We start from the raw sequence: 13277 nt of genomic DNA, 5'->3' as shown, positions 1-13277 counted from the left end.
CCCGCGTGCCGGACGGCTCCCTGGTCGCCGACCTCCGCGGAGCCCTGCCCGGCAGCCGCGCCCGCTTCGGCCGGGCGCTCAGGCGATACCGCCTGGTCCGGGCCGTCGGCGCCCCCGTGTTCGCCGCCGTTCCCGCCGAGGACTGACCCGGGGCCGGTACGGAACGGGTCGCTCGCGGTGACCTCGCCGACGGCCCACGGTGTCCTGCCGCGGCCACGCGAGGCTGACGGCGTCCGGGCCGGCCGGAACCAGCAGGCCCGCCGGTGGTCTCACGGCAACGGCACTGGGCCGACCTGTCGACGCGTCAAGGCCGGGTACCGGCGTGCACCACGTGACGGGCGAGTCCGGCATACGGTCGAGTGACCGGCCCACCCCTGCCGCCGGCGCCGGAACAGGAGCAGCCCATGCGTCTCTACGCCCAGACCCCAGCACGGCGGAACCGACAGATCCTTGCGGACCTCGTCGCCGTACTGCTGATCGGCGTCGCGGTGAAGTTCGCGCTGACCGTCCACGGCGCGATCATGCGGCTGGCCGAACCCGGACGCAAGGTCGAGAGCTCCGGCGAGAGCCTCGCCGACGCCCTCACCGAAGCCGGCGACACCGCCTCCGGAGTGCCGCTCGTCGGCGACCTCCTGAGGAAACCGTTCCGGTCCGCGGCCGACGCCGGCACCGGACTCGCCGACGCGGGGCAGTCACTGCAGGACGTCGTCAGCCAGGTGGCCACCCTGGCCACGCTCGCCCTGATCATCCTCCCCGTGGCCTTCATCCTGCTGCTGTGGCTTCCCCTGCGCGTGCGCTGGATCCGCCGCAGCGCCACCATCCGGGACCTCCGCGACGCGCCCGGAGGCGCAGACCTGCTGGCCCTGCGCGCCCTCACCGGACCGCCGCGCGCCCTCGCCGCGATCCCCGCCCCCGCAGGCGGCCTCGCCGACGCCTGGCGCCGCGGCGACCCGCAGGTCATCGCCGACCTGTCCGAGATCGCCCTCAGGCGGGCGGGCCTGAAGCCCTGACGGGCGCGGACTGACCGGTCGCTCCTCGCACCCGCTCACCTCGGCCTTCAGCTTCGGCACGGGGCCCCGCGAGCGCATGCGAAGGGCTCCGTAGGGCACTCGCGGGGCATGACCGACATCCCCCGCAGTGCAGCACGTGGAGGAGAACGCCCTCCGTCCGTCGCCCTCGCGATGCGCACCCGCGCCGAGCTGCGGCGTACCGCCGTCCGCGTCTGGACCGACAACCTCGCCGATCACGCGGCCGCCCTCACCTACTACGCCGTACTGGCGCTCCTTCCCGCACTCGTCATCGCGGTGTCGCTGGTGGGGTTGTCGGGCGGGGCGACGAGGGACCGGCTGACCACCGACCTCACCTCGTACGCACCGCCCCAGTCCGCCCAGGTGCTGCGCGACGCGCTCGGCGGCCTCGCGGCCGAGCACTCGTCGATCTGGGCCCTGATGATCAGCGGCGGAGTGAGCGCCCTGTGGTCGGCGTGCAGTTACCTCGCGGTGTTCCGCCGCGCCCTGCACGCGATGCACCAGGTGCCGGACACCCGGCCTCCCCTCCGGGCCGCCCACACACTGATCATCAATGCCGTGCTGCTGCTCGTCCTGCTCGTCGTCGGCGCCGTGGGGCTGGTGGTGTCCGGGCCGCTCGCCCGCTGGCTCGCGCACAGCACGGGCGGGGCGAGCGCCGAGGGGATCGCGCTCCTGCGCTGGCCCGTTCTGCTGTCCGTCGTCACCCTGCTGGTGCTGATGCTCTTCCGGACCGGACCGGCCCAGAGCCGGGGCACCCGCCGGGGCCTGCCCGGCGGCGTACTGGCGGCCCTGCTCTGGCTGGCCGCCTCGGCGCTCTTCACCCTGTACACGCAGCTGGACACGTACGGCCGGGTCTACGGGTCGCTGGCCGGCATCGTGGTCTTCGTCATCTGGCTCTGGTTCGCCAACCTGGCCCTGCTCACGGGAGCCCAGTTCAACGCCGAGCGAGCACGGGAGGGCCGCTCGACGTGATCGTGGTCCGCAGGCCCGAGGTCCCGCCTCCTGGTCACGGGAACGGGAGGGCGCCACACTGAAGGGGCCACGACCCCGCACCGGCAGGAGCGACGTGCCCGTCCCGATCATCATCGACTGCGACCCCGGACACGACGACGCCCTCGCGATCATGCTGGCGGCCGGGGACCCCGCGGTCGATCTGCTGGCCATCACCACGGTCGCGGGCAATCAGACGCTCGACAAGACCACCCTGAACGCGCGGCGCGTGTGCACGGTGGCCGGGATCACCGATGTGCCCATCGCGGCGGGCTGCGGCCGGCCGCTGGCCCAGGCGCTCAGCGTCGCGGACGACGTGCACGGCGCCTCCGGCCTCGACGGGCCGTTGTTCCGGGAGCCCACCGTGGACATCGTCCCGGAGCACGCGGTGGACCTCATCCACCGGATACTGACCGGGCATCCGGAGCCGGTCACTCTCGTGCCTACGGCGCCGTTGACCAACATCGCCCTCCTGCTGACCCGTTTCCCGCAGGACGCCTCCCGCATCCGCGAGATCGTCCTGATGGGCGGATCGACGGAGCGGGGCAACCGGACACCGGCAGCCGAGTTCAACATCCTCACGGATCCGGAAGCCGCGGACATCGTCTTCCGCAGCGGTGTGCCCGTCACCATGTGCGGGCTCAACGTCACTCACCAGGCGCTGGCCACGCCCGAGGTGGTGGCCCGCTTCGAGGGGCTCGGTACACCACTCGGGCACATGTGCGCCGAGTTGTTGACCTTCTTCGCGTCCACGTACCGCACGCTGTGGGGGTTCCCGCACCCGCCGTTGCACGACCCCGTCGCGGTGGCCCGGGTCATCGATCCCGGGCTCGTGCACTGCGTGGACGCGAACGTCGTCGTGGAGTTGCACGGCCGGTACACGCGCGGTGCCACCGTGGTGGACCTGGAGCGTTACCTGGACCGCCCGGTCAACGCCCGCGTCGCGGTGGATTTGGAGACCGACCGGTTCTGGGACCGGATGATCGCCGCCGTCGCGGTCCTCGGAGCCCGTACACCGCGAGAGCGGGGGTAGGGGTCATGGTGCACGTACTGGGCAGCAGGATCCTGCTGCGTCCCACGGACCCCGAGCGCTCCCGCGCCTTCTACGGCGACACCCTGGGCCTCGCCGTCCACCGCGAGTTCGGCACGGGCCCGGAGCGGGGGACGGTCTACTTCCTCGGCGGCGGGTTCCTCGAGGTGTCGGGGCGCGCGGAGGCACCGCCCGCGCCCGGTCTGCGGCTGTGGCTCCAAGTCGCGGACGTGCAGGCCGCGTACGAGGAGCTGCGCGGCCGGGGCGTCGAAGTCCTGCGGCCGCCGCTGCGCGAGGTCTGGGGCCTGATCGAGATGTGGATCGCCGACCCCGACGGCGTGCGCATCGCCGTGGTGGAGGTGCCGGCGGACCACCCGCTGCGCTTTCGCCCCTGACCGGGTACGGGCTCGCCGCGGACGCGTCCCGTGCATGTGCCCTAGCCGCCCGTGGCGTACGCGCGCATGTGCTGCCACGCCTCGTTCACCACGGCGGGGTCCGGCGGCTCCGCGCCCCGCATGATCATGCGGTCGGTCCAGTGCTGGAATTCGTGCCGCGTCCACCGGGACCCCGAGCAGTTCGCTGATCACCGTGATCGGGAGCGGCAGCGCGAAGTCCGCGACGAGGTCGGCACGGCCGGCCGTCACGACCGCGTCCGGCAGCCGGTCGGTGGCGGCCTGGATCCGTGGCCGCATCTCGGCCACACGGTGGGCGGTGAACGCTTTGGAGAACAGGCGGCGCAGGCGTGTGTGGTCGGGCGGATCGCTGCGCAGCATGTTGCCCAGCATCGCCTCGCGCTCCGTGTCGGGCAGCTGCTTCAGGAGCCGGGTGTCCGAGGCGTCGCGCACGTCGCTGCTGAGGCGGGGGTCCGACAGGGCCTCGAGCCCGTCCTCGTAGCGGGTGACGAGCCAGGCCTCCAGACCGCCCGCGATGACGACCCGGCGGACCGGGCCGTCCTCGCGCAGCTGCCGGTACAGCGGGAACGGGTCCGCGACGAAGGCCGGGGCGGCGTAGGGCAGGAGGACGGGTCGCTCGCTCATGACGCCTCCCGCACCACGGAGCCGCCGCGGACGGACTCAGCCGGCGGCCGCTCGCGCAGGGCCCCGTACCCGATGAAGTAGGCAGGCACCCGGTTCAGCCACCGCGAGTCGGTGACGAGCTCCGTCAGCCGCTTCGCCGCCCGCGGGTGGCCGAACGCGGTCCGCCCGGCCAGCAGGGGTTCGATGACCTGGGCGTGGGCCAGGCGTTGCAGGCCCTGGGTCGCCACCGTCGTGGGCATGCGGCGTCGCTGTACGCGGCGGACGTCGTGCAGCCCTACGGTCCCCGCGCGCAGCGGTCCCACGAGGTGGCGGGCGGCTGCCACCGCGTCCTGTACGGCGAGGTTGATGCCGATGCCGAAGACCGGCGACATGGCGTGGGCGGCGTCGCCGATGCACAGCAGCCCCGGCCGGTGCCACCGGCGCAGCCGGTCCAGCCGTACGTCGAGCAGCTTGATCTCGCTCCAGGAGGTGACCGAGTGCGCCCGGTCGGCCAGCCACGGGACGGCCTGCGTGAACTGCGCCATGAACCGGTCCAGGCCTTCCGCGCGGCGTTCGGCATCGGTTCCCTTGGGGATGAGCCCCGCGCACTGCCAGTAGTCGCCGCGGTCGATGAGCGCGCTGAAGAACCGCTCGCCCAGGCCTCCCACGAGCCCGCTGGGATCGCTCTCGTGGCGCGGCATCCGGAACCACCAGGCGTCCATCGGGCAGGGGAAGTCCTCCAGGCCGAGCTCGGGCAGCACCCTGGCGAAGGACCCGCGGCCGTCGCAGGCGACGGTCAGCGTGGCCCGGATCTCGCCGGTGGCGCCGTCCGCGGTGCGGTACCGCACGCCGGCCACCCGACCGTGTTCCATCAGGAAGGACGTCGCCTCGGTGTCCATGCGCAGCCGGAACGAGGGTTCCTTGCGCGCCTCGTCGGCGAGCAGGTCGAGCAGGTCCCACTGCGGCACCATCGCGATGTAGTTGTACTTCCCGGGCAGCGCCCCGATGTTCCCGACCGTGACGAGGGAGCGGTCCGGCCCGATGGGCAGCTGGACCGAGGTCACCCGCCGCTGCGGCAGCCGGGCGAACCGCTCGGCGAGGCCGATGTCGTCCAGCAGCGACAGGGTGGACGGGTGCACGGTGTCGCCGCGGAAATCGCGCAGGAAGTCGCCGTGTTTTTCCAGCACGGTGACCTCCACACCGGCCCGGGCCAGCAGCAGGGCCAGCACCATCCCGGCGGGCCCGCCTCCCACCACACAGCAGGTCGTACGCTCCACGGCACCCATCCCTTCGCAGACATCTGCCAGGCCCAACGACGTATACCCCACGAGGGGCCCGGTTGCGGTGACGCCTTGCCCTCCCGGGCAAGTCCGGCCGGGACCTCGTGGTGGCTGCTCGACCGTCGGCGCACCTGAGGCGGCCTGGACGATGCCGTTGGGGCGTCACCGAGCGTCAGCGCCGTCGTTGCCTCGGTATGACTGATTTCATGGTGAAGGTCCCGGCTGACTGGCTCGCCCGGGTATTTCTTACGCTCCGTCACAGTTCCTCGGAGGAGTCCCAAGCCGTTGCGGCGGAGCTCCAGCCGTTCACGGAGAAGCCCGGCCAGCGGGTGCCGGTTCCCCGTGCGACCGTCATCCGGTCCGAACTGGCGCTGACGGTGGAGCTCGAATGGGTCGAGGATCCGGCCCGGCGGGCGCGACTGTCGGAAGGGGCCGAACAGTTGATCAGCGCCCGCCTGAGCGGCGCGAACGTCCACGGCTCCTAGCCGGCATCACTGCGATCCCGGAGGCCCCTTCCCCACACGGGAGGGGCCCCTGGCCCGGTACCGTCCGTCAGCGGCCGACGGGGGTCGGTGAGATCTGCTGGAAGAGGCTGATCAGGTCGGGCGCGACCCACTCCTCAACGATCCGGTCGCCCTCGAAGCGGTAGACCTCGACGCTGCGGTAGTCGACCTGCCGTCCGGTCGCCTCGAACTGCCGGAACGCACCCAGGTGCGTGGCCTGGAAGTGGACCAGCGCCGTCACCTTGTCGCCGACGCCGAACATGTCCCGCACGTCGACCTTCAGATCGGGGAACGCGTCCTTCATCATCTGCGTGCCCATCCGCCAGGTCTCCCGGCCGTGCAGCGGGTCGGGGCATCCGGGGACGTTGGCGATGAAATCTTCGCTCAGCAGCTGCCCGGCAGCGTCGATGTCACCGCTCTCCACCAACCGGTACGCGGTGCGCAGCAGGGCCATGTTCTTCTCGACAGCGGTGGTCGCGGTCATCTGAGGGTCCTCTCGGGTCGCCGTTCCGAGAGCTCGGGTTCGCCTCGGGCCGGATATCACTCAGTACAAACCCTGACGTCGCGGCAAGGTCAAACCGGGTGCACCCCCGCCCGGCCGGGGATACGTCAACTTTGGTGATTCCAAAGATGGTTGACGGACGCACGCATACGATCAACGGCATGACACCAGTGATCGCCCCGTTGCCGGGCGGTACGCCCGCGCAGCTCGGAGGTCACCGGATCCTGGGGGTGCTCGGGGCCGGCGGCATGGGGACGGTCTACCTCGCCCGCCGCCGGGGGCGGCCGGTCGCCCTCAAGACCATCCGGCCCGAACTCTTCCGCGACGTGGACCTGCGCGAGCGGTTCACCCGCGAGGCCGCCGCCGCGGCAGCGGTCCGCAGCCCCTTCGTCGCCAACGTGCTCGGCTCCTCGACGACCGAACAGGTTCCCTGGATCGCAGCCGAGTTCGTCCCGGGCGCAACCCTCACCGCCGCCGTACAGCGGCACGGCCCCCTGCCCGCGCCCGCCGTACGGGTCCTCGCCGGGGCGCTCGGCCGGGCCCTGACGGCCCTGGCCGCGGCCGGAGTCGTACACCGCGATCTGAAGCCGTCGAACGTCATCCTCGGCGCCGACCGCCCCCGCGTCGTCGACTTCGGCATCGCCCGGGTGACCGGGGACGCCACCTTGACCGCGACCGGGCAGCGCCCCGGAACGCCCGGCTACATGTCGCCCGAGCAGGTGGTGAAGGGTCCCCTCGGACCGCCGAGCGACGTCTTCTGCCTCGGTGCGCTGCTCGTCTTCGCGCTGACCGGCCGGCACGCCTTCTACGACGGGGACCCGGTCCGATCGGACTTCCGCATCGCCTACGAGGCCCCCGACCTCACCGGCGTACCGGCCGAGCTGACGCACGTGATCCGCGGCTGCCTCGAAAAGCAGCCGGAAAACCGGCCCGCCGCCGCGGAGGTGGCCGCGGAACTCGACCCGCAGGGCGCGGCCGTGCGCGCCGCCACCCGCTGGCTGCCCCCCACGGTGCTCGCCGACGCCGCCGAGGTCGCACGGGCCGCGGCCGCCCTGGGCGCCGGCCCGCGGCTGCCCACCCGGCGCAGGGTGCTCACCGGCGCCGGAGCGGCCGTGCTCCTCGCGGCGACCGGCGCCACCGCCCTGCGCACCTTCCGGGGGGACGACGGCCCCGGCCGCACCCCCGCTCCCCGCTGGAGCGGCCCGCCCGGCACAGTGCCGGGGCCCCTGTGGTCGTACGACGGCGCCGCGGCGCAGCCGGCCTTCGGGCCGGTGGACGTCGACGGCCGGGTGTGCTTCGCGGACGCCGGCGGCGAGCTCCTCCTCCACGACCCGGTCTCGGGCGAACGGCGCTGGCGCGGACCTGTGGTGCGCGACCTCGTCGGCGGCCGCCGACCCGTCGCCCTGGACCCGGACGGCACCCTGCTGTTCCTGGACCCCGGCAGCGGTACGGTCCGCCACCGCGCCCGCGACGGGGTGACCGGGCTGCTCGCCGCCGACGAGGACCAGGTGTACGTCCTCGGCACCGACGGCCGGCTGGCCGCGCTCGAGCGGGCGGACGGCTCGGTGCGCTGGCGCGTGCCCGTCCCCGTGTCGGGCACGGTGCTCTCGGCGGCCGCCAAGTACGGGCGCCTGCTCCTGGCCTCCGCCGCCGGCGGGGTGGCGGCCCTGTCCGCCGCCGACGGCGGCTCCGCGTGGCGGCGGCCCGCCGGAACCGACGGCTCGCGGACGGCCCTGTCCGCGGGCCGAGTGCTGCTGGGCGGGGCCGGAGACCGGACGCTGACCTGTCTGGACCTGGAGCGCGGCGAACAACTGTGGACCCTTCCCGCTGACGACAGCGCGGGCTTCGGCGTGCCCACACCGGCCGGCGACGGCGTGTACGTCGCCGACGGCCGCCAGCTCCGGAGCATCGACGTGAAGACCGGAGCCGCCGCCTGGACCGTGCTGGCCGCCGAGGAACTCGCCCAGGACCAGGCTCCGTTGGTGGCGGGATCCGGGATCTTCGCGCCGCTGCGGAGGCCCGAGCTCGGCATCCTCGTGGTGCACGGCGGGCGGGCGGCCGAACAGTACGTGTTCGCACCGGCCCCGGCCGGGGAAGGCCGGGCCGACGTTCCCTGGCGGGGAGCGGTCGCCGGAGGCAGCGTCATCTGGCAACGCGGCAGCGCGGTCCGCGCCCTGCCGGGCATGTGACCGGCCCCGGGCGGGGCCCCGAAGTGAGGGAGGGACGCATGGGGGGCGGACGTCTGGAGGAGGGCTTGCGCCCCGAAGACCCGCGATCGGCCGGGCCGTACCGGCTGCTGGCCCGTTGGCCCGGCCCCCGGCCGGTCCCGCCGGTCAACGGCATGTACGTCGGCCGCGACCGCAACCACGGCCACGCCGTGGTGTGCCTGCTGCCCCCGGCCGCGTACGGGGCGGCCGAGGCGCTGCGCCGTGTGCCCGTGCCGGGAGTACCGCACGTACTGGACCTGCGGACCGGGACCGGGACCGAGCCCTCGTGGGTGGCCCTCGCGCACACCCCGGCCGTGTCCCTCTCCGACGTGGGGCGGCGGCCCGGAACGGAGTCCGGGACCCTGCCCTTGGAACAGTCGGTGCGGCTCGCCGCGGAGATCGCCGACACCCTGGCCGCCCTGCACGCCCGGGGCATCACCTACGGCGCGGTGGCACCCGACGGGGTCTGGCTCACGACGGCCCGCCCGCAGCTCATGGCCCTGCACGCCTGCCGCATGCCCTCAGTGCCGCCTCGCGAACCGGGCCGGGGTCAGGGGCATGGACAGGAACAGGAACAGGAACAGGAACAGGGACAGGGGCATGGACAGGGACAGGAGCCGGGCCAGGGGCCGCGGCCCGACGCAGGGCCCGGGCGGCCCGAACCGCAGAGCCGGGTGTCGACCGTGCCGGCCGCCTTCATGGCCCCGGAAGTAGCCGCGGGGCGGCCCTCCTCCGCCGCCGCCGACGTGTACTCCCTGGCGGTGCTGCTGCTCCACACGGCCACCGGGCGGCTCCCCTTCGGGGACGGCCCGCCGCCCGTGCTGGCCTACCGCGCCCTCCACGGCCGGCCCGAACTGACCGGCCTGCCGGAAGAGCTGGGCGAGGTGGTGGCCGCGGCGCTGGCCGCCTCCCCGACGGGCCGCCCGACCGCCGCGGAGCTGTGCCGGACGCTGGCCCCCGGAGGGCAGGGCGCGGAGCGGACACCGGACCCGCTGCCCGGCCGGGTCGTCGCCGCACTGGCCGTACGCACGCAGGCGATCGCCGACCTGGAGATCGCCGATGCGGACCCGAACGGGGACGGGGATCGGGATGGGCACGGGCCCGCGGACGGCCGGGCCCCGGCGGACGCCGAAGCGCACGAGCCCCCGCACCCCGTCACCCTGGCGGCGACACCCCCGGCCCGCGGCCCGGTTCCGGCCCCGGCCACCCCCGGCGCGACCGCCCCGCCCACCCGCCGGCGGGTGCTGTCCGGGCTGCTGACCGGCGCGGCGGGAGCGGCCCTCGGGGTCTCCGGGACCCTCGCCTGGACCGCCCTGACCCGAGAGGACAACCGCACCGGGCCGTCCGCGGCGGGCGGCGGTTCCGGTACGAGCTCCCGCGTGCCCGGCATGCCACCGGGCGCCCTGTGGCGCCTGGACGACCCGACGGCCCGCATCCGGCTCCTCCCGGTGAGCAGCGCCGACCGCTTCCTGATGGCGCGCGGCGACGTTCTGTACGGGCACGACCTGCGCACCGGCAAGGAGGTGTGGCAACTGCCCGTCGACGACAACACCTCGCCCGTCCAAGCGTCCGGCGACCGCTTCCTGATGGCCACGCGCGAGGGGCTGTCGCTCTGCTCGATGCGTGACGGCCGTACCCAGTGGCTCCAGCGCCACGAGCAGCTCGCGGAGGTGCTCGCCGCCGACGGCGCCACCGCCTGGCTGCTCGTGGCGGACGGGAGCCCGACGGGCGGATACCTGCTGGCGGCGTTCGACCTGGACCAGCGCAAGGAGCTGTGGCGCACCCCGCTGCCGAGCGGATTCGGCAACGCGCAACTCGCCACCGCCGTCGGCCCCGAGACGGTCGTCGTGGAGGTGCAGGTACCCCCGCAGGTGTTCCGGGACGTCACGGCCGTCCGGACCCTCGCGATCGCGGGCTTCGAGCGGAGCAGCGGACGCATGGTCTGGAACCGGTCCCACCCCGACGTGCACGGCGGCCCGGCCTCCGTGGTGGACCCGGCGGGCGGCGGACGGCTCTTCCTGCTCTCCCGCGGTCGCGCGGTCGCCTACGACCTGAAGACCGGCACCCGGCTGTGGGAGTCGCAGGCCTGGGTCGCCGGGACCAACTCCCCGCCCTTCTTCAGCGGCGGCACCCTGTACCTGGCCGACGACGGCACGGGCCCGGTCGTCGCCGTCGACCCGGACACCGGCCGGACGCTGTGGGAGCAGACGCTCACCGAGAACCTGGAGTGGAACATGCTCGGGCGCATGACGGCCAGCGCCTCCGGACGCACCCTCTACCTCGCGACCCTGCACCAGGTCACGGCGACCGGGATCCCCTCGGGGAAGCGGCTGTGGCAGACCGGGCTCGCCGGGGTGGCGGGCCGGGAACCCTTCCAGCTCGCCGCGGTCCCCGGCGCGCTGCTCGTCGCCCGGCCGTCCGCCGTCGTCGCCCTCCCGGCGGACTGACCCCGCGCCCTCCCACGCCCTCACATGCCTGCCGACGCACGCACAGGTACGACCGCCGCCCCGAAGGAGTCCCCCGGTCATGTCCACGCTCCTGCCCCTGCTGCCCGACGATCCCGAACGGCTCGGGGAGTACACCCTCCTCGGCCGGCTGGGCGGCGGCGGCATGGGGACCGTCTTCCTGGCCCGCACCGCCGGCGGTCGCCTCGCCGCGGTCAAGACCGTCCGGTCCGACCTGCGCGACCAGCCCGGCTACCGCCGGCGGCTGACGCTGGAGGCCGAGGCCGCGCGGGCCCTGGGAGCGGAGCACACCGCGGCCTTCCTCGGCGCCGACCCCGACACGGCACGGCCCTGGCTGGCCACGGCGTACCTGATCGGGCCCTCGCTCGCCGAAGCGGTGGCGGCCGGGGGGCCGCTGCCCGAACCGGCCGTCCGCGGGCTCGGCTCCGCGCTCGCCGCCGCCCTCGCCGCCCTGCACCGTGCCGGGCTCGTCCACCGGGACGTCAAGCCGTCGAACGTACTGATCACCGCGCAGGGCCCCCGCCTCATCGACTTCGGGCTCGCCCAGGCCCCGGGCAGCCCCCGCCTCACGGAGGCCGGGGGGCTCGCGGGCACACCGGCGTACATGTCACCGGAGCAGGCGCGCGGGGGACCGCCCGGCCCGGAAGGCGACGTGTTCGCCCTCGCGGGGGTCCTGGTGTTCGCCTCGTCCGGTCACGGCCCCTACGACGCCCGCGGCCGGCAGAGCACCCTCGAGCTGCTGCGGGACGGCGCCGACCCCGACCTCACGGGCCTGCCGGAGGGGCTGCGCGAGACGCTCGCCGCCTGCCTGTCACCGGAGCCCGGCGACCGGCCCGCCCCCGGCCTGCTGCGCGACGCGTGGGGGCCGTTCGACCCCGGGGAGTTCGCCGAACTGCTGCCGCCGGCGCTCCTCGCCGACCTGTCCCGCCGGATCGGCGACGTCGCCACCATCGCCCCCGCCCCCTTGCGCGCCCCCGCCCCACGCCGTGCGCTCTCCCGCCGCACCCTGATCGCGGGCACGGCGGCCGCCGCGCTCACCGTCGTGGGGGGCGCCTCGGCGCTCTGGGCCACCGGGAACCTCCCGGGCTCGGGCTCCGGCGAGGGCTCCGGTCCGGGCTCCACCGGCCGCACTGCGGCGCCCGGCCCCGCCCGGTCCTCCCGCCCGCCCGGCACCCCTCCGGCCCCGCTGTGGTCGGTCCCGTCCCCGTTCACCTCCACCCCGGCCGTCCCCTCCGACGAGGTCCTGATCCACACGAGCGACGTTCTGCGCGGCATCTCGACCGCCGACGGCCGGATCCTGTGGGAGACCCGGACCGCCAAGGCCGACGTGGTCGTGGCGGGCGACAAGCTCGTCGGCCTCGTCTTCGACGAAGACGGCAACGCGAGCGCGGGATATCTGGACCCGCGCACCGGACGCCTCGCCGCCGACGCGGCCAACCCGGCCGTCCTGGGTGATCTCGCCCATACCACGCAGCTCCTGGCCGCGGACGCCGAATGCCTCTACCTCAAGGCGTACTTCAGGTCCGGCGACCGGCAGCAACAGGAGCAGGCGTGGCTGCTCTCCTACGAGCTGGGAGCCCGGAAGCTGCGCTGGCGCACGCGCATCGAGGGCGCCGTCCTGGACTCGCTCGGCTCCCTCATGATGTCGTCGGTCATCTCCGGTGGCCGGCTGATCTGCTCGGATCCCGCACGCGTCTTCGCCGTCGACCTGCGCGACGGCCGCGTCCTGTGGGCCTGCCGGGTCCGCACCGACCAGGAGGCGACGTCAACGGACAAGTCGGGAGGCATCAACCCCCCGGTCGCCTCGGACCGCCACGTCTTCGACTTCGAGGAGCGGATCACGGCGGTGGACCTGATGACGGGCGCGGTGGCCTGGAAGCTGGAGCCGGAGGGCCCGAAGCTGCTGAGCGCGCCCGTCTGCGCGAACGGCACGGTGTACGTCGCGGACGGTGAGTTCCAGGCCTTCGACGAGTCGACCGGGAAGAAGGTGTGGACCCACGACCCGGGCGCGTACGTCTCCATGCTGGCGCCTCCCGCCCCGTTCCGCGGGGAGCTCTACGCGGCGGTCGGCGGCGCCGGTCAGGCGGTCGTCGCGGTGGACGTCGCGGCCCGCCGGGTCGCGTGGACGCTCGCCGCGGGCGCCGTGAACATGCCTGACGGCCCGACGATGATCGTCCAGCGCGGCAACCGGCTCTACCCCCAGACCGCCGACCGCCTCGCGGCGGTACCGCTCGACTGACGTCCGCCGCGACCCCG

The 13277-nt window shown here is 74.4% G+C and carries 10 protein-coding genes; 8 read left to right on the top strand and 2 right to left on the bottom strand.

The window, feature by feature from the left end; all coding sequences use genetic code 11:
* Nucleotides 1-404 precede the first annotated feature (404 nt).
* The 4 genes from ACFWBW_RS17430 to ACFWBW_RS17415 all read left to right on the top strand — a co-directional run bounded on the left by ACFWBW_RS17430 (nt 405) and on the right by ACFWBW_RS17415 (nt 3443).
* Nucleotides 405-1010 carry a hypothetical protein gene (locus ACFWBW_RS17430; RefSeq protein WP_385373299.1) on the top strand — a complete coding sequence of 202 codons (606 nt, stop codon included), beginning with the start codon at nt 405-407 and terminating at the stop codon, nt 1008-1010.
* Between the two features lie 108 nt (nt 1011-1118).
* A complete protein-coding gene (locus tag ACFWBW_RS17425) occupies nt 1119-2000 on the top strand; it encodes a YihY/virulence factor BrkB family protein (protein ID WP_385373297.1) in 882 nt (293 codons plus the stop codon).
* Between the two features lie 94 nt (nt 2001-2094).
* Nucleotides 2095-3051: a nucleoside hydrolase gene (locus ACFWBW_RS17420; protein WP_385373296.1), complete on the top strand. Its 957-nt coding sequence runs from the start codon at nt 2095-2097 to the stop codon at nt 3049-3051.
* A 5-nt stretch (nt 3052-3056) separates the two neighbouring features.
* Nucleotides 3057-3443: a VOC family protein gene (locus ACFWBW_RS17415; protein WP_385373294.1), complete on the top strand. Its 387-nt coding sequence runs from the start codon at nt 3057-3059 to the stop codon at nt 3441-3443.
* 638 nt (nt 3444-4081) lie between these two features.
* Here ACFWBW_RS17415 and ACFWBW_RS17410 read toward each other — a convergent pair.
* Nucleotides 4082-5341, bottom strand: coding sequence for an FAD-dependent oxidoreductase (locus ACFWBW_RS17410; RefSeq protein WP_385373292.1), 1260 nt, complete (start codon nt 5339-5341; stop codon nt 4082-4084).
* Between the two features lie 209 nt (nt 5342-5550).
* On the opposite strand from ACFWBW_RS17410, the gene ACFWBW_RS17405 reads away from it, so the two are divergent.
* Nucleotides 5551-5829: a hypothetical protein gene (locus ACFWBW_RS17405; RefSeq protein WP_385373290.1), complete on the top strand. Its 279-nt coding sequence runs from the start codon at nt 5551-5553 to the stop codon at nt 5827-5829.
* A gap of 67 nt (nt 5830-5896) precedes the next feature.
* Here ACFWBW_RS17405 and ACFWBW_RS17400 read toward each other — a convergent pair whose 3' ends face one another.
* Nucleotides 5897-6331 (bottom strand): ester cyclase, encoded by a 435-nt coding sequence (locus ACFWBW_RS17400; protein WP_385373288.1) that lies wholly within the window; start codon nt 6329-6331, stop codon nt 5897-5899.
* A 179-nt stretch (nt 6332-6510) separates the two neighbouring features.
* Here ACFWBW_RS17400 and ACFWBW_RS17395 point away from each other — a divergent pair, with 179 nt between their 5' ends.
* The 3 genes from ACFWBW_RS17395 (at nt 6511) to ACFWBW_RS17385 (ending at nt 13260) form a co-directional block, all read left to right on the top strand.
* Nucleotides 6511-8538, top strand: a complete 2028-nt coding sequence (locus tag ACFWBW_RS17395) for a serine/threonine-protein kinase (protein ID WP_385373286.1) — start codon at nt 6511-6513, stop codon at nt 8536-8538.
* Between the two features lie 38 nt (nt 8539-8576).
* A complete protein-coding gene (locus ACFWBW_RS17390; protein WP_385373284.1) occupies nt 8577-11003 on the top strand; it encodes a PQQ-binding-like beta-propeller repeat protein in 2427 nt (808 codons plus the stop codon).
* A 79-nt stretch (nt 11004-11082) separates the two neighbouring features.
* Nucleotides 11083-13260 (top strand): PQQ-binding-like beta-propeller repeat protein, encoded by a 2178-nt coding sequence (locus ACFWBW_RS17385; RefSeq protein WP_385373282.1) that lies wholly within the window; start codon nt 11083-11085, stop codon nt 13258-13260.
* Nucleotides 13261-13277: the final 17 nt, after the last annotated feature.

This window comes from Streptomyces sp. NPDC059957, assembly GCF_042730015.1.
Lineage (GTDB): Bacteria > Actinomycetota > Actinomycetes > Streptomycetales > Streptomycetaceae > Streptomyces.
This window is presented reverse-complemented; position numbering and strand designations above follow the sequence as displayed.

Excerpts from the sequence above, each read along its gene's own strand:
- ACFWBW_RS17395 (WP_385373286.1), top strand. The coding sequence starts at position 6,511 with ATGACACCAGTGATCGCCCCGTTGCCGGGCGGTACGCCCGCGCAGCTC.
- ACFWBW_RS17405 (WP_385373290.1), top strand. The coding sequence starts at position 5,551 with ATGGTGAAGGTCCCGGCTGACTGGCTCGCCCGGGTATTTCTTACGCTC.
- ACFWBW_RS17415 (WP_385373294.1), top strand. The coding sequence starts at position 3,057 with ATGGTGCACGTACTGGGCAGCAGGATCCTGCTGCGTCCCACGGACCCC.
- ACFWBW_RS17400 (WP_385373288.1), bottom strand. The coding sequence starts at position 6,331 with ATGACCGCGACCACCGCTGTCGAGAAGAACATGGCCCTGCTGCGCACC.
- ACFWBW_RS17390 (WP_385373284.1), top strand. The coding sequence starts at position 8,577 with ATGGGGGGCGGACGTCTGGAGGAGGGCTTGCGCCCCGAAGACCCGCGA.
- ACFWBW_RS17385 (WP_385373282.1), top strand. The coding sequence starts at position 11,083 with ATGTCCACGCTCCTGCCCCTGCTGCCCGACGATCCCGAACGGCTCGGG.
- ACFWBW_RS17425 (WP_385373297.1), top strand. The coding sequence starts at position 1,119 with ATGACCGACATCCCCCGCAGTGCAGCACGTGGAGGAGAACGCCCTCCG.
- ACFWBW_RS17430 (WP_385373299.1), top strand. The coding sequence starts at position 405 with ATGCGTCTCTACGCCCAGACCCCAGCACGGCGGAACCGACAGATCCTT.